This window comes from Staphylococcus borealis (genome assembly GCF_001224225.1).
Lineage (GTDB): Bacteria > Bacillota > Bacilli > Staphylococcales > Staphylococcaceae > Staphylococcus > Staphylococcus borealis.
Genome location: NZ_CUEE01000017.1, coordinates 1 through 18,755, shown reverse-complemented (window position 1 = coordinate 18,755; position 18,755 = coordinate 1). Strand labels below are relative to the sequence as shown.

Here is an 18,755-nt window from a genome sequence, read left to right as displayed (position 1 = left end):
CACTTCATTATCAAGGAAAGTATTTTCAAGTTGCCGGAGCTATTAACATTCCAACACCCAAATATGGTCGACCACGTTTATTTCAAGCAGGAACTTCCATTCCAGGTCGTGATTTAGCAGTACGACACGTGGATGCTATTTTTTCAATTGCATGGAATTTACAAGATGGCCAACAGTTCAGACAAGACATTCATCAACGTGCCATGGAAGCAAATCGTCAACCCCCTCTTGTATTACCAGGTCTCACTGTTTATGTTGATGAGAATGAAGAGGATGCTTATAAACTTAAGCAACAATTAGATGATATGATTCCACTTGAAAAACGCAAGAAACAATTATCTAAAGCTATTGGTCTAGATATAAGTGAATGGAAACTAGATGAAGTTATACCGTCCTTACCAGATTATGAAACATTATCGAAAAAGGTCGTAAAATCAGTATATGAAGCCATACAACGTGCCATTAAGACTGAGCATCTTACATTAAGAGATTTATTAGATCGTTTTGGTACTTGGGTAGGGCACAAGACAATAGTAGGAACTCCCGAACAAGTGGCGGATGAAATGATCGAATGGTTTAAAAAAGAAGCGTGCGATGGTTTTATGTTGATGGCCCCGACGTATCCAGAATCATTTGAAAAATTTATTCATTTAGTGATACCAATTCTTCAAGAACGTGGAGTGTTTAGAAGAGATTATGAGAGTCATCTGTTAAAAAATCATTTGGGTATAAAAAACTAAAAATAAACCGCATCATTAACCGATACGCAGAAGCTTATCATAAATAAAACTAAAAATTAGGTTGTGTATAATTTAAAAAGTTAATGAGATGTGGAGGGATTACATATATGAAATATTGGATTATACCTTGCAATATCATATGATGTTTATAGAGTGTTTAATAAATCACTTTCAACTATTGATGATCTAGAATATATAATAAACGGTTCTGTTGCAAAGTTAGAAAAATATAGCTAATTACTATTTTATCATGTCGTTGTTCCCTTAACTGGCTAACATATGCCTAATTTCGTGGCATGGCGAAAATCCGTAGATCTGAAGAGACCTGCGGTTCTTTTTATATAGAGCGTAAATACATTCAATACCTTTTAAAGTATTCTTTGCCGTATTGATACTTTGATATCTTGTCTTTCTTACTTTAATATGACGGTGATCTTGCTCAATGAGGTTATTCAGATATTTCGATGTACAATGACAGTCAGGTTTAAGTTTAAAAGCTTTAATTATTTTAGCCATTGCTGCCTTCGTTGAAGGTGCCTGATCTGTAACTACCTTTTGAGGCTTACCAAATTGTTTAATGAGACGTTTGATAAACGGGTTCTGTTGCAAAGTTAAATTAATATACAAAGTTATGCAAAAGCAGTAAATTATATACTATTATATCAACAGATTATTCGGTTGGATTTTATTATTTTTCATTTCTTTGTATCTATATTATATGATTTTCAAGTTTGCAACAGAACCTTAATTACTCTGTTTGTCTTTTTAATTTTAATTTTCTTCTTGGTATTTACTGCACAAAAATTATCTAATATTCCAGGAGTTGGAGAAATTGTTGAGAAATTTAGTCGTTGGATTATGGCTGTTATTTATATAGCTTTAGGTTTATTTATTATTATTGAAAATGATACTATTCAAACAATTTTAGGATTTATATTTTAATTTAGGGTGCGATTTTATATGAGTTATGAAAATGCTTGTGATGTGATCTGTGTACATGAGGATAAAGTTAACAATGCTTTAAGTTTTTTAGAAGATGATAAATCTAAGAAATTACTTAACATTTTAGAAAAAATTTGTGATGAGAAGAAATTGAAAATCATATTATCTTTGATTAAAGAAGATGAGTTGTGTGTTTGTGATATTTCTTTGATATTGAAAATAAGTGTTGCTTCAACTTCACATCATTTAAGACTTTTATATAAAAATGATGTACTTGATTTTTATAAAAAGGGAAAGATGGCATATTATTTTATTAAAGACGATGAAATAAAAGAATTTTTCTCTAAAAATCAGGAGGGTTTTTGAAACGAGTGAAACGAGTTTCTTCTTGTCTTGATACTATAAAAAAGCAAAGATATAACATAAAATGACTTATCAGAAGTTATATGTAACTCACCCATTACAGATGATATAATATAAAGGTCGCCTATCTCTCAGGCGTCAATCTAGACGTAGAGAGGAGGTGTAATTATGCTTGATAACTTTGTTCACATCATGACCACAGCAGCGAGTGGTTGTATCGTCGCATTATTTGCGCATTGGCTACGCAATCGCAACGATAAGAAAAAATAGGCGACTATAGTCACACCTAAAAATCCCCTCACTACTTCCGATAGTGAGGGGATTGGTGTATTATGCTTAATAACTTTGTTAAGTAGATTATAACACTGGCTGGTAGAGAAATGCAAAAATCATTTAAGAATTATACTTTCTTTCTCTTTTTTATAAGTATCTTTATGGTATTAATATCAAAATCAAAGGCTTACTTTAAATTATTTATAAGGGTTGCATAGTCTTTGTTTTTACCAAACAATGAAGACGTGCCCAAAACAAAACCTTTCACCCCTTTAGTTGATAAATTATCAATACGCTCAGGGGATATAGCACCATCTACTAAAACATCGTAATTAAAGCGTGATTTGAAAGACATTTCAACTAATTCATCTATTTTATAATCAACGTAATTTAGATATTTTTGTCCAGCGAACCCTGGGTTTACAGTCATAATCATTACATAATCTACAATGTTTAATAAAGGTTTAATAGATTCTATAGAAGTTCCAGGGTTAAGTGCAATTCCTGCTTTAATATTTTTCTGCTTAATTTTCTGTAATGTTCTTGCTGGATGCATATCAGCTTCTGGGTGTATATAAATAATGTCTACCCCTATATTTGCAAACAAATTTATATGATTATTAGGATTATTAACCATTAGATGAACATCAATTGGTTTTTTTGTACTTTTTCTAATAAATTCTAAGTCTTGTAGCCCCATCCCAAAATTTGGAACAAATTGCCCATCCATAATATCTATATGATATCCAGTGACGCCTGCTTCCTCCAAGTTGCTTATCTCAGTAGATAAGCTTCCGAAATCTGCGCACATCATAGAAGGTAATAGCCATTTTTCCATAATAAAACTCCTTTATTAACGTTATTATTCTATATTTGTATGGTTAGGTACCGTTCTTCAGTAATATTGTTTCTTTCAATTAATTGAGTTATTACGAAGTCTAATAATGATAATTGAAACTGTTCGAAAACACTCCACATAGGCTGTATAGAATCTAATTCTTCATTTTCTTTCATTGTTTTTGCTTTAATATTTATAATTAAGTAGTTCTTTGTGGCAATGTTTCTTTTGGAAAAGCTGTAAAAAATGCAATTTCTGCTTCTGATTTTTTCACATCATTAACTAATGCTTCCACAGTCGATAATTACCCAGTTCCCGAACTATTAATAAAAAATCATCTTTATTAATAGCAAGTGTGGTAACATCTCCAATGATATGTACTTCATAACCCAAATCCATAAGTCTCATTCCAAAAGCCTTTAACATTAACATTTTCCTACCTAAACCGTATATAAAGACTCTATTTTTTGTTCTATTTTCTCAATTAAAGATAGAATTTCGTTATTTTTTACTGAATTAAAACTTTCTGTATAATTCATTTAAAATATCTTTTTTATATTATCCAATAATTTCATCCTTAATTAGAATTTTGGTCCTTTTTAGATATTGCTTTAAAATACCAGAAGAAAAATGAAATATATACAATTACAGCTATAACAGCTGGAATAACTAGTTGAATATCAAATGTATTCCACGCATTTCCAACTAGCATTCCTAACATTTTTTCTATTGGATCAGAGTCTACAGAAGAAAACATTTGACCATCTGATAATCCAGAAGGGAATTCTCCAATTTTTTTAGAAGTATTAGTAAGAAAACTAGAAATCATTGTAGCTGCCCACAAAAATAATGGTAATAGAATAGTTCCAATAATGGTCATCCTAATGACTTTACCTTTAGTTATTAATAATAAAGCTGGTACTAAAACTGTTAATAAAATACCACCTAACGGTAAAACGTTATTTCCAGGTAAAAACATGGCAATAAATAATAATATAGGTGCTAATATGTTCACAACTGCCCACAGTTCAGCACTTGAAGCAAGGATCGGCCAATCAATACCGATGAACAACTTACGTCCTCTTAATTTTGAACTCATAATAGAACTGATTCTGTTTGATAGTGGCTCAATAGCTGGCCCAAACCATCCGCCAATATAAGCGAATAGCTCTAGAACAACCCCTGTGGTGAAACCTAGAGTGAGAACATCTTTTAAAGATTGTTGTCCTAAAACACCAATGAATGCTCCCAAGTAAACGCCTATAGCGAATTTACTTCCCCAAAATCCAATTTTCTTATTTAAAGTTTCAGCATTAAAATCAAATTTATCAATAAAAGGTAAAAACTTAGTGATAAATATATCTATGACAAAAACAAAAGGTGCAATTAAAAGACTGGGATGTGCTGTAGTTGTAACATTATTCTCGTCATAGTTTAAAACCTTATTAATCGAAGGTTTAAGAACGTCTGAATTCTTTAACATTAAAGTGTAAATCATAATGACAAATAGCGATGTAATTATCATGTTATGAGCATAGTACTCAACTAATAATCCAATAATAGATATATTCCAAATATTGAATAAATCAACATTTAAAGTTTTAGTTTTGTTTGTAAATAGCAATAATAAATTAACTATTGTACAGATGAAAGCAAAATATAAAGTATAAATAGAACCCCATGTGATAACAGCCATCGGCGCCCAACCTAAATCTGTTATATGTAAATCAACGCCTGTTGATTTAACGAAATCTTGTAAGGCGGGTCCTAATGCTTCAGTCAAAAGAGATATTGCAGCCGTCATACCGGTTAGTGCAATAGCCATCCGTATGCCACTTTCTAAAGATTTAGAAAATTTAACTCCAAATCCTAATGAAAGTAAAGTTATAATAACAAACATTATAGCGGGACCGCCTAAACTGATAAACCATTGAAATAAGTTATTTATTTGTGACAATATTTTACCCTCCTTGTAATCGGTTACAAAAGAGGTATAGGTTTATAATAAAACAGAAATGCTTTATTTTCAATGCTATTTGACAAAAAAATTAGAGAGCATTACAATTAATGTAATCGGTTACAAGAGGTGTATTTATGGCTACAATTAAAGATGTTGCAAAAATGGCTAATGTTTCCACGGCTACTGTTTCTAGAATTATAAACAATAAACCGGGCGCAAATATTGAAACTGAAAAAAGAGTGAGAGATGCTATAAATTTGTTGAATTATGAACCAAATAACATTGCGAGGTCTTTATCGAATAAAACTTCAAATTTAATCGCTTTAATCATCCCTAACTTAAACAACCCATATTTTTCAGATTTAGTAAATATTATTGAAACAGCAGCTAACAAACATGGTTACAAATTATATCTATGTAACAGTAATGATAATGAAGATAATATAGCGTATTTTCTGAAAAGCATTATAGATAATTATATACAAACAGTTATTATCAATTCTTTAGCAATAACAGAAAAAGATATAAAGTATTTAGAAAAACATGATATAAATGTTATCACGATTGATAGAACGAATGTAGATAACCAACCTAATACAATTTCAGTTGATCATTTTAGAGGAAGCTACATTGCTACAGAACATTTAATCAAAAACTGTGAATGTGAAAATATATTATTTATGTCGGGTGAAATAACAGAAAAATCTTCTGCTAGTCGTTTTAAGGGATATCAAAGTGCTATGCAAGAATATTTGTTAAGTCACCAAGTCCAATTGTTAGAAGGGAATTTCACTTATAAATCAGGATTTGATTTGGCTTATAACACTTTAAACCAAAAAAATGATGTTCATGGGATTGTATGTGCTAATGACGCTATGGCAATAGGGGCAATTAGTGCTTGTCACAAACTAGGTATTGAGATACCTAATCAAATTCAAATTATTGGATATGATAATTGTGATTTATCTCAATATTCTACTCCTAGCTTGACTACAATTAATCAATTAGATAGCAAAATTGGAGAAATAATAATGAATTCAATTAAAGAAAATAAAACAATACAATTTGAATATACTCCTGAAATTGTTATTAGAGATTCTACAAAAGCATAAATAAAAATAGGGGGAGAAATAATGACTGAAGAAATTATAATAATGGGAAGTATTAACCAAGATGTATTTATTACTACAAATGAATTCCCTAACTATGGAGATACTGTATGGGTGAATTCAATTAGTAACCAACCAGGGGGAAAAGGAGCAAACCAGGCTATTGCTCTATCTAGGATTGGGAGTAAGGTGAAATTCATAGGGGCAATCGGAAACGATGATCATGGTAAAAACATGTTGAATAATTTGAAAAATAATAACATTGATATATCTAACATTCAAATTATAGAAGGTACAAATACAGGAACTTTTATCGTTGTTCTTGATGAAAATGGGCAGAATACTATGCTAGGAACACTAGGAGCAAACAGTAAAATGGGACTAAATAACATAACAAAAGTTTTTAGTTCAACAACGTCAAAATACTTTTTATTGCAACTTGAAACTAGTAAAGAGTCTATACTACATGCTTTAAAATTAGCGAAAAAGAAAGGCATTACTGTCGTTTTAGATCCTGCTCCTGCAGATGGTTATGACGAATACTATTTAAGTTATGCTGATATAATTACTCCTAACCAACAAGAGGCAGAGAAAATATCAGGCATTAAAATTGAAGATGAGCAATCAGCTTTAACCGCAGCTCAAATTATTAGCGAAAAAGGCGTTAAGACAGTTATTGTTAAATTAGGTGAACAAGGGTCACTAATTTATGATAATGGTAATACTAACTTTGTCCCTGCTTATAAAGTCAAAGCAATTAACACCGTTGGAGCTGGAGACGTTTTTGCAGCAGCTTTAACTTCTCATTTAAATAAAAGTAATTCATTAGTAGACTCTGTTAAGTTTGCAACAGCTGCTTCAGCAATAAAGGTTAGTGAAAAAGAAACACAAAAAGCAATACCTACTGAAGAAGAAATTAATTATTTTATAGAACAGCATAATTACTAATTTATAATCTTGATTATTTAGATATATTTTAAATCTAAACTTAATGTATCATAAAAAAATAAATTATTTAAATACATGTTGAGATACATAAATATAAATTAAACGAAGTGCTGTATTTTATAAGTACACCCTAATCATACAAAATAAGTTGTTGAAATTATCGCAATTAAAACGTATGATTAGGGTGTATATTAATCATGGAGTGAAGATGAATGATTATAGGTTATGCGAGAGTATCATCGATAGATCAAAATTTAGAAAGACAATTGGATAATTTAAAGACGTTTGGTGTGGAGAAAATCTTTACAGAGAAACAGTCGGGAAAGTCAGTGGAAAATAGACCTGTATTTCAAGAAGCACTCAATTTTGTCAGAATGGGAGATCGATTCGTTGTGGAATCTATTGATCGTTTAGGACGTAACTATGATGAAATTATTGAAACTGTGAATTATTTAAAAGAAAAAAACGTTCAGTTAATGATTACCAGCTTACCTATGATGAATGAAGTGATTGGCAATCCATTACTGGATAAGTTTATGAAAGATTTAATCATTCAAATATTAGCAATGGTTTCAGAACAAGAGAGAAATGAAAGTAAACGTCGACAAGCGCAAGGAATTCAAGTTGCGAAGGAAAAAGGCGTATATAAAGGGCGCCCCTTACTTTATTCACCAAATGCTAAAGACCCACAGAAACGTGTTATTTATCATCGCGTGGTGGAAATGTTAGAAGAAGGGCAAGCAATTAGTAAAATTGCCAAAGAAGTTAATATTACAAGACAAACAGTTTATAGAATTAAACATGATAAGGGGATTATCTTGATAAATTGATTGTCAATGCAAATGAGCGTTTCTCACAGCGTCCCAAAATATATGTTAATCATGTATTATGAGATTTTAATAATAATACAGGAAAAAGAGAGAGCGTTTTTGCCCTCTTTTTTTTCTATATTTTTTCTCAATAACGAATAATTTTGACAACCTAATCATACATACAGAAATACTGTTTTACTAGCATCAATAATGGTTCAATTAAGGTAGGCTCCAAATAGACAAAAAACACACCTTCTTATTTTACTAAGAAGATGTGTTTTTAAATCAATTAAATTATAAAAACTCATTAAATGTTTCTATAATTAGATATATATTCAATATACTTAATATGATTGTTAAAACCCAAGCAATAATATTAATCCATGTTTTATTTGTAAATTCTTTTCCCATTATCTTAGGATTATTGGTTGCTAACGTTAAAGGAATAATACTAAAGGGTAATGCAAGACTTAAAAATACTTGTGTGAAGATTAAAAGATCTTCAATCTTAGAAGTACTTGAACCATATAACCATAAACATATGAATACAGGAATCACAGCGATTAATCTAGTAACTAATCTTCTTGCCCATTGAGGTATTTTTATATTCAAAAACCCTTCCATGACAATTTGTCCTGATAATGTGCCAGTAATGGTTGAATTTTGTCCTGAAGCTAACAAAGCTATGGCAAATAATGTACTCATAACAGCACCACCTATAGCTCCTGCAAACTCGGATTCTTGTAAAGCATTATATAAATCATAAAATCGTCCTAAGTCTTCACCATTACCAAAGAATAGAGCGGCACCTAATATTAAAATCAAACAATTAATAATAAACGCAATTGAAAGTTGTATATGTGAATCAATAATAGCGTATTTAATAGCCTCTTTTTTCTTAGCTTTACTTTCACGTATATAGTTACGTGATTGAACAATTGAAGAATGCAAATACAAATTATGAGGCATGATTGTCGCACCAATGATACCTAAAGCCATGTATAACACACCCTTGTTAGTAGCTATTTCTGTACTTGGAATAAAGCCACCTAAAACAGCACTCCATTCTGGAGAAGCAAAGTAAACTTCAAATACAAAGATAAAAAGAACTGTAAAAATTAATACACCTACGATAGCTTCAATCTTTCTAAAGCCAAATTTAATAATTAATAGTAAAAGTAAAACATCTAATACAGTAATAGTTACTCCCACTACTAAAGGTATATCAAAAAGTAGATTTAGTGCTATCGCACTACCAATGACCTCTGCAATATCCGTAGCCATAATTGCTAATTCTGTAACAATCCAGGCTGCTATCGATAACGGCTTATTACTTATGTGTTTAGTTACTTGAGCTAAGTCCATACCACTCGCAATACCTAAACGAGCGCACATACTTTGAAGTAACATGGCTGATAAGCTCGATAATAATATTATAAATAATAATGTATATCCAAATTGTGCTCCTCCTGCCATTGAAGTAATCCAATTACCTGGATCCATATAGCCTACAGCAACAAGAAGTCCAGGACCTAGATACATTATTAGTTTCTTGATACCATTTGCTTCGCTATCAAAAGAAACTTTTCCATTTATTTCTTCTAAACTTTTCTTCACTATAAAAATCTCCTCATTGAATATTAAATTTATCAATGAATATTATAGTATAAATTAGGCTGACCTAAAAATTATTTTGCTTCATATATATTTTTTCTCATTAAAATTTTAGTCACGATACGTTTTGATTATTTTAATTAATCTTTCTATATCATTATTTGAGAGGTTTTCTATATTGTCTATGTCATGTTTAAGCGACTCTTTTATATTAGACTTCTCATTATTTTTCAGAAAATAAGTTGCTATTGAACCTGTTATCATTCCAACTAAACCGATACCAAAAAAACATCAGATAAACACTTGTTATTCTGCCAATTAGTGTCTCTGGACTGATATCACCATAGCCAACTGTAGTAACTGTCACTATAGCTAACGAAACCCCATCATTATATGATCTTACAGATGGCTCAAAATAAGTAAGTGGGATTGCAGAAAATAATATGCTAATACATGAAAAGACACTTCCTTTTAAAAGAAGTGTCTTAAGCGTTTCAAATTTAAAATATATCTAAATAACGAACATTTTTAATATGGAGGGATTATGTTTTTCTTGATTTAACTTTTTCCCATTCAATTTTCAGGTAATTATTAATAAAATCTTTATATTCATCTATTTTTGTTTCTTCTAAAGTATTATTACCATCATAAGATTCTCTGATATTTTTTTTTAATTCATTTAAAGAATCATAGATTTTCTCATTGCTAATTGATAAATCCCCTTTATAAAAACTTGCACTACTTTCAACTGCAACTAGTATTTTTTTATGTTCGATTCGTACTTTATGAATATCATATTTATTTATCGGAAATAAATTTTTCATTTCTTCTATAGAAGTAAATAGATTATACATAGCACTGGTTCTATCTATTTTTTTGTTATTTAAAACCTTCGTTTGTTCCTTTACCTTTTCTTGTATATTGTCTATTTCTTCTTTGTATTTTTCCGCATTATTGTCTCTTTTCCTTGATTCATATTCTAAACCTTCTAACAAGGTGCTTCTCATATTATCTAACATATTAATATCTTTAGTTTTTTCACTATAAAAATTTTGATGAGTGTTGAAATCATAAAATGCTTTTATCAAATTAGTATTTACTTCTCTTACTTTCTGAATCCAATTTATCCTTGAATCTTCAATTTCAGATTTTCTTTTCATTGAATTGTCTATTTTATAACCCACCCACACTGACGTTAAACTAATTAATGCTACAAAAATGGCAAACATATTTTTCATCATCCAATCTTTTTATTCTTTCGTCTGCTTTTAGTTGCAATAACTTAACTTTTAGTTTAGATAAGTTATTGCATTAGGCTGTGCTTTACATATATATTTAAAGATTGCTCCTCTTTAAATAATTAGTTAACATAATCGATGATTATCAGAAGTTCCAGCACTATAAAAGGTGTATCAAGGGTTTATAAACCCTTGATACACCTTTTACATTCATTTTTAATTACCGAAGAATCGACTCCAAAATCCTTTTTTAGGTGGTTCTACCTCCTTATTATCGTCAGGATCACTCTTCGTTTCTTCAACGAACTTATCTTCTTTTATTAATTCACCTTCATTTGTACTGTCATTCTCTTTCTCTTCGGCTATATCCTTGTAATTTACTTCTGTTGGTTGACACTTTGTTTGTTGTTGATTGATATTTTGTGATTCTTCAGTAAAAGTTGCTTCTTGCGGATCAATATTTTGTCTATTATTCGTCGCTGTATCAAAAGAATAATTAAGCTGTCTTTCTTCTTCTAATTGGCTTTCTAGTTTTTGAATCTTTTTATTACTTTCTAATGCTAATACTTGTTGGTTTTCAAGTAATTTCGACCTTTCTTGTAATTCTTTTCTATAAAATTCTATTGTCGTTTCATGACGTTTTTCTTGTTTTTCAAGTTGTTTATTTAAAGTATCTATTTGCTTTTCGAGTAGTTCAATTATTTGAACATCATATTTAGATTCGTTTTTTTTATTATCTGTTTTAACTTTCTCTGAACTTATATTAGTACTTTCAAAGCCATATTTCTTTTTATTTCTGATTACTCTTTGAATGATTTTTTCTACATCAACATCATTTTTAATGAATGAAGTATTATCCTGTTTTACTGTTTCTATATTCAATCTTTTTATATTATTAAATACAGTCTGTTTACTAACTTCCAATTCTTCACTTATTTCTTTAACGCTCTTCATATCTTCAACCCTTTATAAACACTTTATCAACCCTTTATAAATAAATTTTATCATAAATACTTTTATAAAGGGAGCTTGAGCAGTCTTAAAAAACCTTTTATAAACAGTTGACGATGATCTTGTCAACTGTTTATAAAAGGTTTTTAGTGGGATTATAATATCTTTTATATGTTCTTTTTTAATGATATAATGTTCATAATACGTTTTAGTCCCAACTACTGGTAATAGTTGGGACTGGGTAATAAAACGTTACAATACGTTAGCTATTTAATTTGATATATGTATTATATACAACAATATCTACAGTTTGCAAGTCAAAAAGTTATGTGGGTTTGTAATGTTTTATTACCTCTATTCAAATTTAATTGGAAAGAGGTTTTTTATTATGTCTCGTAAAAATATTAAAAATCAAGCAAGTCAAAACTTTTATATGCTACATAAAGCATTATTTGTTAATGAAAAATATAAAAAATTAAGTGATAGTGCCAAAGTTACTTATGCAATTCTCAACGATAGAGTTAGCTTGTCGATTAAAAATAATTGGGTCGATGATAATGGGGATATATATTTCATTTTTACAAATGAAAGTCTCCAGAATATATTAGACAAAAGCAAGAATACAATTACTAAAATAAAAAAAGAACTTCAAGCAGTAGGGTTACTTGAACAAATACGTACAGGATTTAATAAACCTAATAAATTATATTTGCATGATATAGAAACTAATATTAGTGTAGAAAAAAGTATTCAATCCTCATCTATAACCTACAATGACAAGGAGTCCCAAATTTTGGGACTCCAGAATCCCGAAATTTGGGACTCCAGAAGCTCAAAATTTGGGACTCCAGAATCCCAAATTTTAGACCCTAATGATACTGATTATAATGATACTGATTATATTAAGACTGAGAGTAATGATACGGATGATTTGAATGATAAGAAATTAACATATCCTAATAATCATACAAATCATTCAAATCACGACAATTCAAACTTTAATAATGAGGCTTTAAAATTCCAATTACTCGAAGAACTACCGCAAAGTATTCAAAACTATCTAAGTAACTTTGAAGTAACTGAAATTGAAATTATTAAAACTGTATTATTAAAAGCCAAAACATCTTTCAACAATACGATTGATAGTTATTACTTGTTAGAAGATATGGAAATCGAAATACTTCATGTTCTTAAACGTTTCAAAGCTATACTTATTCAAAAAAATGAAACCGTTGAAGCCATGCAAGGATACTTAATGAAATCTCTTAAATCTGAATTCGCTGAAATGCATACGCTTAATAAACGACGTGATCATTTACCAATCACTTCTTTATTTAATCAATAATGATTTAATTAGAGGGCATCTATTTAAAGATGCTCTCTTTTTAATTTACAAGTGGTTGCTAAGGCAACCACCTAGATCAAACGAAAGTAAGGGAGGGGATAACAAAATAACATCAACACAATGTCACAACATAGAATGCTGCTATTAAAGAAGGGAGGAACACATATGAGTAATAAGAAAAAGATTAAAGTTACATTGGCAATGGTTAATGTTCTTTTAACTGCAGTCGAACTTTATCTTCAATGGCAATTGAGTAAATCTGAAAATGAACTGTAGTTAAGCAAGCAGGTGGGACTAAAACAGAAACGTTTTAGTCCTATTTTTTTCTATAATATATTTATATTCGTTTAATAATGACTCAAACATGTCGCATAAGATGAAAAATAAAATGATCATTTAGCACTGTTTTAACTTTAAAAAATATAGCTAATCACTAATATATCATGTCAGTGTTCGTTTAACTTGCTAGCATGATGCTAATTTCGTGGCATGGAGAAAATCCGTAGATCTGAAGAGACCTACGGTTCTTTTTATATAGAGCGTAAATACATTCAATACCTTTTAAAGTACTTTTTGCCGTATTGATACTTTGATATCTTGTCTTTCTTACTTTAATATGACGGTGATCTTGCTCAATGAGGTTATTCAGATATTTAGATGTACAATGACAGTCGGGATTCAGTTTAAACGCTTTAATTACTTTAGCCATTGCTACCTTCGTTGAAGGTGCCTGATCTGTAATCACCTTTTGAGGTTTACCAAATTGTTTAATGAGACGTTTGATAAATACATATGCTGAATGATTATCTCGTTGCTTACGCAACCAAATATCTAATCTATGTCCCTCTGCATCTCTGCATCAATGGCACGATATAAATAGCTCCATTTTCCTTTTAATTTGATGTATGTCTTCATCAATACGCCACTTATAATAAGCTTTTTTATGCTTTTTCTTCCAAATCTGATACAAAATTGGGGCATATTCTTGAACCCAACGGTAGATCGTTGAATGAGGAACGTTTACACCACGTTCCCTTAATATTTCAGATATATCACGATAACTCAATGCATATCTTAGATAGTAGCCAACGGCTACAGTGATAAGATCTTTACTGAATTGTTTATATCTGAAATAGTTCATACAGAAGACTCCTTTTTATTAAAATTATACTATCAATTCAACTTTGCAACAGAACCTTTTTTATCGATTTCCCGAGATATAACACTTACTTTGAGTTTAAGAAATTTACAATGTCTCTACATTCTTAAAATTTGAGCTTTATTATTATTAAATATAAATTTTCAAGTTTGTTTTGTTAATTACGATTAAATTAAGGATATTAGCAATTCCACTTCATCTTATTAACTAGATAAATCACTAAAAACTTACTGATATGACAGTATTTTCTAGATTAATATTATATTAAACAAAATACAAATTAAGCTTAATACTATATTAATAAATCATTGATACCATAATGTTGTAGTTGAAAGGAAACAAAAACTACGTTACGTAAATAAAACACATTATTAGGAGGGCTAGTATGCAAAATTTAACAAATGCAGAAACTAAAAATGTGAATGGTGGTAATAAATTCACTGATGCGGTGAATGCTACAACAGATTGGTTCGGCCGAGTAGGTAAAGGCATGGACAAAGCACACGAAGATAATGATTGGAGATAAAAATAAATATTCCAGAAGTACTAAAAAATATAAAGGTGGTAATAACATGGAAGAATTAACTTATGATGAACTTATTAAAAATAACGGTGGTAATAATGAAACTGATCCAGACGGCTTTGCTGAACATGTTGGTTACGGGATTGGCAAAACTTCTGATGGCGTTAAAAGTTTTTTTCGTGGCCTTGCCGACTCACTTAAATAATTTAAATTATAAAGGATGGTAATCATGAAACATTTAACTGAAAAAGATTTAAAATCTATCAATGCTGGTGATTTCTGGGAAGACCTAGGAACTGCTACTGGTAATGTTATAACTAGAATACCTAAATTGGGTAAAAGTAAAAGCAAAGATGATAAATAAGATTAATATACTTAATTAATATAATTAGGGCTGGGACATAATTTTATATCTCAGCCCTCTTCTACATATTTCTTTATCATTCTAGTAATTTTTGAGACAAGCTAAGGAAGTGGTAACTCAATGAACATTAAATACATTAAACAATATGACGAAAAAGATTGTGGGCCAACATGTCTAGCCATGATTTCACAATCGTTTGGCAAACGTGTATCAATACCACGTTTAAGAGATTATGCTAAGACTGATAAGCTTGGGACAAACTTGTATGGTTTGATTAAAGCTGGAGAACATATTGGCATAAAATTAACTGGTGTTAAAGTAGATTCTGTAAACGAATTAAAAAAAGTAGAACTTCCAATTATTGCACATATTGTAAACAAACAAGGATATAATCATTTTGTTATTATTGAATCACTTAAAAAAGATAAAATTCATATAGTAGATCCAGCTAAAGGTAAGTATAAATTAACCAAACAACAATTTAATGAAATATGGACAAATATTGCTGTATTAGTTAAAAAGACGGAATCATTTAATAGTAGAGATGAATCACCTTCTTATATGAATATATTTACGGATATATTTAAAAAGAACTATAAAACACTGATTACAATAGTTATAATTTCTGTCTTAATAAATATAACTGGAATCATTGGTGCTTTATATTTCAAAATATTAACCGATAACGTCATTCCATCTAATGTCCTATCAAATTTACATACTATAAGCATAGGCGTACTAATACTTTATATAATCAATGCATTAGTAACCTATTTGAGATATCAAATGATTTTAAAACTTAGTTTAGAAATAGATATTGGCCTTATGAAAGACTACTTTAAACATGTATTACACTTACCAATGAATTTTTTTGATACACGTAAAAGCGGAGAAATATTACAACGTTTTATGGATACTTCAAAAATTCGTGAAGCACTGTCATCTTCGACCGTAACGCTACTTGTAGATACATTTATGATTATAGTTGGCTGTGTATTATTATATTTACAAAGTCCAACGTTGTTGCTCATTACAGTCATTTTTATACCATTTTTTATTTTATGTAGTCTAATGATGAAACAACCATTCGAACACTATAACCAAAAAGTTGCAGAAAATGATGCAGAATTGAGTTCATATTTGATTGAATCTTTTGATGGTAGTAGTACAATAAAAAGTTACCAATCAGAGCCTGATCGTTTTGAACAAGGTTCGCAAAAGTTTAATCAACTTATCAACAACTTAATACGTTTAGGGCAACTTTCAAACATACAACTGACAATTAATAATTTCCTTAAAATTACTGTCAGTTTAGTAATCTTATGGATAGGTAGTTATTTTGTTATGAATGACCAGATGACTTTAGGAAGTTTGTTAGCGTTTAATGCACTTACAATTTTTTATTTAGGTCCAATTGAACGTTTAATTAACATACAACCAACGTTACAATCATCATTTGTGGCTGCTAGACGCATCGCGGAAATAACAGATTTAGATACTGAAGATAAATTACATGATAACAACTATCCATTTATATTTAATAACGTTATAAACATGGATAATGTAAAATTTCAATATGGATATAGAGATGTCATTTTAGACGGTATTAACTTAAAAATTAATAAAGGACAAAAAATCGCAATCGTTGGTGAAAGTGGAAGCGGAAAATCCACAATTGGAAAACTATTAAATCATTATTATGACGTAGCAGAGGGTGAAATATCTATTGACCAACGCCCAATTAACAAGATACAACTAGATGAACTAAGACATCACATTGGTTACGTTTCACAAGAAACTTTCTTATTTGCAGATACTATTTTAAATAATTTACTACATGGCATGAACAAAGGAAAATCAAAAGAAGATATTATAAATGCATGTCAGTTAGCTGAAGCTTTTGATTTCATCCAAAAACAACCCGATCAATTCAATACTATGCTAGAAAAAGAAGGTTCAAACTTATCTGGCGGACAAGCACAACGTATTTCATTAGCACGAACATTTCTAAAGGACCCAGATATTTATATTTTTGATGAAGCAACAAGCGCTTTAGACAGTCGAACTGAATTCAAAATCATGCGACATATTGATAACTTAATTCAAAGTGGTAAAACAGCTATTGTCATTTCTCATAAACTAAGTACTATACAAAATGCTGATGTTATTTATACCTTGAAAAATGGAAAGATAGTAGAAAAAGGTACTCATAAAAATTTATTAAAAAATCGAAATGAATACTATAAACTATGGCAATTACAAACTAAAAATAAAGAAGTATAACACTCATTAAAACAATGTATGTCCCTCTGCATCAATGGCACGATATAAATAGTTTCATTTTCCTTTTATTTTGATGTACGTCTCATCAATACGCCATTTGTAATAAGTTTTTTTATGCTTTTTCTTCCAAATCTGATACAAAATTGGGGCATATTCTTGAACCCAACGGTAGATCGTTGAATGAGGAACGTTTACACCACGTTCCCTTAATATTTCAGATATATCACGATAACTCAATGCATATCTTAGATAGTAGCCAACGGCTACAGTGATAACATCTTTACTGAATTGTTTATATCTGAAATAGTTCATACAGAAGACGCCTTTTTATTAAAATTATACTATAAATTCAACTTTGCAACAGAACCACAAAAGTTAAAATGGAATAATATGAAGAACATTTTAGACTTCCCCCTAATGGAGGAAGTCTTTTTTTATGATATCTATTGAATAAAAGGAATTTAATTATACTTTCTCTGTATTTATATTTAAATGGTCTTTTAACATATGACTTTCATATTCTTTTCTAAACACGCCACGCGCTTGAAGAACTGGAATGACTAAATCAATAAATTTTTCAAATGCGTTTGGATATGTTGGTGACATTAACATAAAACCATCGCACGCTTCTTTTTCAAACCATTCAATCATTTCATCCGCTACTTGTTCCGGTGTTCCCACTATCGTTTTATGTCCTACCCAAGTACCAAATCGATCTAATACATCGCGTAAGGTAAGTTGCTCAGTCATAATAGCACGCTGTACGGCTTCATACACAGATTTTACAACTTTTTTCTCTAATGCATCATAAGGTGGTAATGATGGTACGACTTCATCTAGTGTCCATTCACTTATATCTAGACCAATGGCTTTAGATAATTGTTTCTTGCGTTTTTCAAGTGGAATCATATCATCTAATTGCTGTTTAAGTTTATAAGCGTCCTTCTCATTCTCATCAACATAAACGGTGAGACCTGGTAATACAAGAGGTGGTTGACGATTTTCTTCCATGGCACGTTGATGAATGTCTTGTCTGAACTGTTGGCTATCTTGTAAATTCCAAGCAATTGAAAAAATAGCATCCACGTGTCGTACTGCTAAATCACGACCTGGGATAGAAGTTCCTGCTTGAAATAAACGTGGTCGACCATATTTTGGTGTTGGAATGTTAATAGCTCCGGCAACTTGAAAATACTTTCCTTGATAATGAAGTGGATGAATATACTGATGATTTAAGCCAATTCCTGAGTTTTTGTGATTAACGATAGCCTCTACAGTAAATGATTCCCATAA

18 protein-coding genes and 4 pseudogenes are annotated in these 18,755 nt (G+C 30.2%); 12 read left to right on the top strand and 10 right to left on the bottom strand.

What is annotated here, in order from left to right; genetic code table 11:
- Positions 1-740: LLM class flavin-dependent oxidoreductase (locus AK212_RS12545; protein ID WP_154392041.1), on the top strand; the 740-nt coding region annotated here is incomplete at its 5' end.
- Between the two features lie 264 nt (positions 741-1,004).
- Here AK212_RS12545 and AK212_RS13260 read toward each other — a convergent pair.
- Positions 1,005-1,334 (bottom strand): annotated as a pseudogene (locus AK212_RS13260) (DDE-type integrase/transposase/recombinase); the annotation flags it as partial.
- A gap of 150 nt (positions 1,335-1,484) precedes the next feature.
- Here AK212_RS13260 and AK212_RS12540 point away from each other — a divergent pair.
- The 3 genes and pseudogenes from AK212_RS12540 to AK212_RS13515 all read left to right on the top strand — a co-directional run.
- A pseudogene (locus tag AK212_RS12540) lies at positions 1,485-1,682 on the top strand (cadmium resistance transporter); the annotation flags it as partial.
- 18 nt (positions 1,683-1,700) lie between these two features.
- Positions 1,701-2,048: an ArsR/SmtB family transcription factor gene (locus tag AK212_RS12535; RefSeq protein ID WP_002441960.1), complete on the top strand. Its 348-nt coding sequence runs from the start codon at positions 1,701-1,703 to the stop codon at positions 2,046-2,048.
- 165 nt (positions 2,049-2,213) lie between these two features.
- Positions 2,214-2,315 (top strand): type I toxin-antitoxin system Fst family toxin, encoded by a 102-nt coding sequence (locus AK212_RS13515; protein ID WP_002497230.1) that lies wholly within the window; start codon positions 2,214-2,216, stop codon positions 2,313-2,315.
- A gap of 190 nt (positions 2,316-2,505) precedes the next feature.
- Here the strand turns inward: AK212_RS13515 and rpe are convergent, their stop codons facing one another.
- Positions 2,506-3,159, bottom strand: coding sequence for a ribulose-phosphate 3-epimerase (gene rpe / locus AK212_RS12530; RefSeq protein ID WP_225261181.1), 654 nt, complete (start codon positions 3,157-3,159; stop codon positions 2,506-2,508).
- 574 nt (positions 3,160-3,733) lie between these two features.
- Positions 3,734-5,113: a PTS transporter subunit IIC gene (locus AK212_RS12525; protein ID WP_002497491.1), complete on the bottom strand. Its 1,380-nt coding sequence runs from the start codon at positions 5,111-5,113 to the stop codon at positions 3,734-3,736.
- A gap of 137 nt (positions 5,114-5,250) precedes the next feature.
- On the opposite strand from AK212_RS12525, the gene AK212_RS12520 reads away from it, so the two are divergent.
- The 3 genes from AK212_RS12520 (at position 5,251) to AK212_RS12510 (ending at position 8,003) form a co-directional block, all read left to right on the top strand.
- Complete coding sequence (locus tag AK212_RS12520) at positions 5,251-6,228, top strand: LacI family DNA-binding transcriptional regulator (protein ID WP_002497490.1); 978 nt, start codon at positions 5,251-5,253, stop codon at positions 6,226-6,228.
- A 21-nt stretch (positions 6,229-6,249) separates the two neighbouring features.
- Positions 6,250-7,173: a ribokinase gene (gene rbsK, locus AK212_RS12515; protein ID WP_002497489.1), complete on the top strand. Its 924-nt coding sequence runs from the start codon at positions 6,250-6,252 to the stop codon at positions 7,171-7,173.
- A gap of 212 nt (positions 7,174-7,385) precedes the next feature.
- Positions 7,386-8,003 carry a recombinase family protein gene (locus AK212_RS12510; RefSeq protein ID WP_002498868.1) on the top strand — a complete coding sequence of 206 codons (618 nt, stop codon included), beginning with the start codon at positions 7,386-7,388 and terminating at the stop codon, positions 8,001-8,003.
- A gap of 276 nt (positions 8,004-8,279) precedes the next feature.
- Here AK212_RS12510 and AK212_RS12505 read toward each other — a convergent pair whose 3' ends face one another.
- From AK212_RS12505 to AK212_RS12495, 4 genes are all read right to left on the bottom strand, one after another.
- Positions 8,280-9,602, bottom strand: a complete 1,323-nt coding sequence (locus AK212_RS12505) for an Nramp family divalent metal transporter (RefSeq protein ID WP_031791150.1) — start codon at positions 9,600-9,602, stop codon at positions 8,280-8,282.
- 220 nt (positions 9,603-9,822) lie between these two features.
- Positions 9,823-10,044: an ion channel gene (locus AK212_RS14045; protein WP_225973880.1), complete on the bottom strand. Its 222-nt coding sequence runs from the start codon at positions 10,042-10,044 to the stop codon at positions 9,823-9,825.
- Between the two features lie 97 nt (positions 10,045-10,141).
- A complete protein-coding gene (locus AK212_RS12500; protein ID WP_002498866.1) occupies positions 10,142-10,828 on the bottom strand; it encodes a hypothetical protein in 687 nt (228 codons plus the stop codon).
- A gap of 225 nt (positions 10,829-11,053) precedes the next feature.
- Positions 11,054-11,791 carry a DUF536 domain-containing protein gene (locus tag AK212_RS12495; protein WP_011251343.1) on the bottom strand — a complete coding sequence of 246 codons (738 nt, stop codon included), beginning with the start codon at positions 11,789-11,791 and terminating at the stop codon, positions 11,054-11,056.
- A 385-nt stretch (positions 11,792-12,176) separates the two neighbouring features.
- On the opposite strand from AK212_RS12495, the gene AK212_RS12490 reads away from it, so the two are divergent.
- Entirely contained in the window at positions 12,177-13,133 is a 957-nt protein-coding gene (locus AK212_RS12490; RefSeq protein ID WP_053031477.1) for a replication initiator protein A, read from the top strand.
- 457 nt (positions 13,134-13,590) lie between these two features.
- Here the strand turns inward: AK212_RS12490 and AK212_RS13250 are convergent.
- Positions 13,591-14,274 (bottom strand): annotated as a pseudogene (locus tag AK212_RS13250) (IS6 family transposase).
- Positions 14,275-14,677: 403 nt separating this feature from the next.
- On the opposite strand from AK212_RS13250, the gene AK212_RS13510 reads away from it, so the two are divergent.
- The 4 genes from AK212_RS13510 to AK212_RS12475 all read left to right on the top strand — a co-directional run bounded on the left by AK212_RS13510 (position 14,678) and on the right by AK212_RS12475 (position 17,462).
- Complete coding sequence (locus tag AK212_RS13510; protein ID WP_154392040.1) at positions 14,678-14,818, top strand: hypothetical protein; 141 nt, start codon at positions 14,678-14,680, stop codon at positions 14,816-14,818.
- Positions 14,819-14,864: 46 nt separating this feature from the next.
- Positions 14,865-15,020 carry a hypothetical protein gene (locus AK212_RS13505; RefSeq protein WP_154392039.1) on the top strand — a complete coding sequence of 52 codons (156 nt, stop codon included), beginning with the start codon at positions 14,865-14,867 and terminating at the stop codon, positions 15,018-15,020.
- Between the two features lie 24 nt (positions 15,021-15,044).
- Complete coding sequence (locus AK212_RS13960; RefSeq protein WP_256323913.1) at positions 15,045-15,179, top strand: hypothetical protein; 135 nt, start codon at positions 15,045-15,047, stop codon at positions 15,177-15,179.
- Between the two features lie 120 nt (positions 15,180-15,299).
- The gene (locus AK212_RS12475) at positions 15,300-17,462 is read left to right on the top strand and encodes a peptidase domain-containing ABC transporter (protein ID WP_053031471.1); all 2,163 of its coding nucleotides are present in this window, start codon (positions 15,300-15,302) and stop codon (positions 17,460-17,462) included.
- 57 nt (positions 17,463-17,519) lie between these two features.
- Here the strand turns inward: AK212_RS12475 and AK212_RS12470 are convergent.
- A pseudogene (locus AK212_RS12470) lies at positions 17,520-17,774 on the bottom strand (IS6 family transposase); the annotation flags it as partial.
- Between the two features lie 153 nt (positions 17,775-17,927).
- Positions 17,928-18,755 (bottom strand): LLM class flavin-dependent oxidoreductase (locus tag AK212_RS12465; RefSeq protein ID WP_154392038.1); only part of this gene is annotated, 828 nt, incomplete at its 5' end.

Bases quoted from the DNA above. Each gene is read 5' to 3' on its own strand.
- AK212_RS12535 (WP_002441960.1), top strand. From the start codon at position 1,701: ATGAGTTATGAAAATGCTTGTGATGTGATCTGTGTACATGAGGATAAA.
- AK212_RS13515 (WP_002497230.1), top strand. From the start codon at position 2,214: ATGCTTGATAACTTTGTTCACATCATGACCACAGCAGCGAGTGGTTGT.
- AK212_RS12520 (WP_002497490.1), top strand. From the start codon at position 5,251: ATGGCTACAATTAAAGATGTTGCAAAAATGGCTAATGTTTCCACGGCT.
- rbsK (WP_002497489.1), top strand. From the start codon at position 6,250: ATGACTGAAGAAATTATAATAATGGGAAGTATTAACCAAGATGTATTT.
- AK212_RS12510 (WP_002498868.1), top strand. From the start codon at position 7,386: ATGATTATAGGTTATGCGAGAGTATCATCGATAGATCAAAATTTAGAA.
- AK212_RS12500 (WP_002498866.1), bottom strand. From the start codon at position 10,828: ATGTTTGCCATTTTTGTAGCATTAATTAGTTTAACGTCAGTGTGGGTG.
- AK212_RS12495 (WP_011251343.1), bottom strand. From the start codon at position 11,791: ATGAAGAGCGTTAAAGAAATAAGTGAAGAATTGGAAGTTAGTAAACAG.
- AK212_RS12490 (WP_053031477.1), top strand. From the start codon at position 12,177: ATGTCTCGTAAAAATATTAAAAATCAAGCAAGTCAAAACTTTTATATG.
- AK212_RS13510 (WP_154392040.1), top strand. From the start codon at position 14,678: ATGCAAAATTTAACAAATGCAGAAACTAAAAATGTGAATGGTGGTAAT.
- AK212_RS13505 (WP_154392039.1), top strand. From the start codon at position 14,865: ATGGAAGAATTAACTTATGATGAACTTATTAAAAATAACGGTGGTAAT.
- AK212_RS13960 (WP_256323913.1), top strand. From the start codon at position 15,045: ATGAAACATTTAACTGAAAAAGATTTAAAATCTATCAATGCTGGTGAT.
- AK212_RS12475 (WP_053031471.1), top strand. From the start codon at position 15,300: ATGAACATTAAATACATTAAACAATATGACGAAAAAGATTGTGGGCCA.